Raw genomic sequence first — 2,190 nt, 5'->3', positions numbered from 1 at the left:
GTCTCTGGGGCAGCTAGACACCAATACGGGCAAGTTCTGTCAAGTTTGTACCGACACTGGTTCGTTGGTTCGTAAGTTCGTCTCAACGCTCCCGGCGGGTGAACCAAGAGTCCCCGCCGGGGGTGGAAGCCAACGAGCGCCACCAGGAGGCCCGCAGTGCTCCCACAACGCATACAGAAGCCGACACGGCTCGACCCCATAGAGGTCGCCCCGCCCGAGGTGATCCGGAGATTGCTCGAAGCACTCGCCCGGTGGGAACCGAAGCGGCGAGCATCATGAGCAAGGCGATACAAGCCCAGCTGGACGCACTGAACCAGCGCGCTGCCAATCGTTCGATGGGCATCCGTAGAGCTGAAGAACCACCGTACGGGTGGCAGCTCTCGAACCCGTTCCGAGTCGTCTGTCACGGGACCTTGGAGAACATCGCGGATTGGTTGACAGCAGCGGAGAGCCGAGACAAATGATCATCGCCGGATGGGTTGTTGCGTTTACGATTCCGGTGGTCGTCTTGGTCGCAGCGATGCTGTGGCCCGAATGAGCCACGCCCAACGCGCAAAATCGCATCGAATTGACCCCGCACCTCCTCCCAGCGTGTGCGGTCGGGGTAACGCTCAACGATGGGGTGACCGCGCGTCAGGAGCAGGGGCAGGGCGAGGGTGTCGAGGTTGTCGATGTCTCGCAGTTGATGCTGGACTCGATCACCCGTATCGATTCCGCCGCACTGTCGGCGAACCTGGTCGTCGCCCAGGAGCCCGAAGACGAGCCGGGACCGTCGACCGTCCCGTAGGACCGGAATATTTCCGGTAACCGTACCGATATCTACGGTGTGGCAATGTAATTCATCATTTATGTCGAAGTGATGATGTTTTTCCGGTATCACCGCTGGTGGGTTCCACGGAATCGCCGTCGATGCGAAAATGTCCTCGGACCGAGATCCGGTCCGGCAGAGGATGTTCCGCCGGATCTGGCGGGCAGACTGGAGGGGCAGGATGCATTTCTCGTCTCGAACAACTTCGGGCGCACAACGACTCGGCGTGATCGCCGCTCTCGCGGCAGGTGCTGTCGGCCTCGCGGCCACCACCACCGCGCAGGCCGCACCATCAGCCGCCGCTCCGATCGTGCAGGGTGTCGACAGCGGCGTGGCGTTCACCGCGAGTCCGCTGGCCGATGGCTCCGGGCTCACGGTGTCCGCCCCGGACGGCACGTTCCGGGTCGTCGGCGGTGCGGTCACGCTCACGAACAGGGAGGGCAACGTGGTCGCGGCCGTGCCGACCCGCCTCATCACCGGAGCAGGCGATTTCGACCTGGTCGCGGGCATCTCCGCCGACGGCAGGTCAGCGACGCTGACCCCCACCGCCGCACCGGCCGTCGTCACCGCCAACATGGCCGAATTCGTCGACGCGGCCGGTGACACCGAGGCCCGCAAGCAGCACAACGCGGGCATCGGCGCGCTCATCGGCGCCGGCATCGGCGCTGTGCTCGGCTTCTTCCTCGGCGGAGTCGGCGCGCTGGTGACCATCCCGATCGGTGCGGGCATCGGCGCCCTCATCGGCTACTCGACGCCGTAACGGGTCCCGAGTGGTGGCCGGCCTCGCGCGGTCACCACTCGGACCGTCGCCGGGTCGCCACCACAGGGTGGGCGCCGGAGGACACACGAGTGTTCAACGAAACTGTCTGTGGGACAAGATAAGTTGAGCAGCGAAGCCGTGAGACCGTGCGGCGCTCAGGAGGCTCCGCTGTGTCCGACCCCGCACGCTATCCGACCGCTCATCAGGGCCGGACATTTCACCAACTCCCCGCGCGGCCGCAGCAGTCGTCGGGTGGGTGGATCGTGGCGGCGGTACTCGTGATCGTGGGCGGAATGCTCGGCGCCGTCGGTGTCGGCGCCATCGGATTCTTCCGCATGTCGGACAGCGTCGACCGATACCAGCGCGTCACGGTCCCTGGTTCCGGCGATCCGAACCTCGCGACAGGCGATTACACCGTCTACTTCGAGTATCCGGGTGCGGCCACGATCGAGCCGCCGGAAGCGGTGCGAGCCCGATTGACCGACCCCACAGGGCAAGTCGTGCCGACCGAGGCCGTCAGTGGTGAGCAGTGGCGCCGCAAGAACCCGGAGTTCCGCGCACGCGCCAAGGCCGTGGGCCGCAAGATCCGCAAGCAGGTACTCAAGGACTACGTGATCCACCC

3 protein-coding genes are annotated in these 2,190 nt (G+C 65.4%); all 3 read left to right on the top strand.

Going from position 1 to position 2,190, the window contains the following annotated elements; translation table 11 throughout:
- Positions 1 to 622: 622 nt before the first annotated feature.
- Entirely contained in the window at positions 623 to 787 is a 165-nt protein-coding gene (locus tag ACFWF3_RS33095; RefSeq protein WP_379317854.1) for a hypothetical protein, read from the top strand.
- 202 nt (positions 788 to 989) lie between these two features.
- Entirely contained in the window at positions 990 to 1,568 is a 579-nt protein-coding gene (locus tag ACFWF3_RS33090; RefSeq protein WP_379317852.1) for a hypothetical protein, read from the top strand.
- Positions 1,569 to 1,738: 170 nt separating this feature from the next.
- The coding region (locus ACFWF3_RS33085; protein WP_379317850.1) for a hypothetical protein at positions 1,739 to 2,190 on the top strand (452 nt) is incomplete at its 3' end.

Source organism: Nocardia sp. NPDC060220, from assembly GCF_042727815.1.
In the GTDB taxonomy this organism is placed as follows: domain Bacteria; phylum Actinomycetota; class Actinomycetes; order Mycobacteriales; family Mycobacteriaceae; genus Nocardia.
The sequence above is the reverse complement of the archived record's forward strand: the minus strand, read 5'-3'. Positions and strand labels throughout refer to the sequence as shown.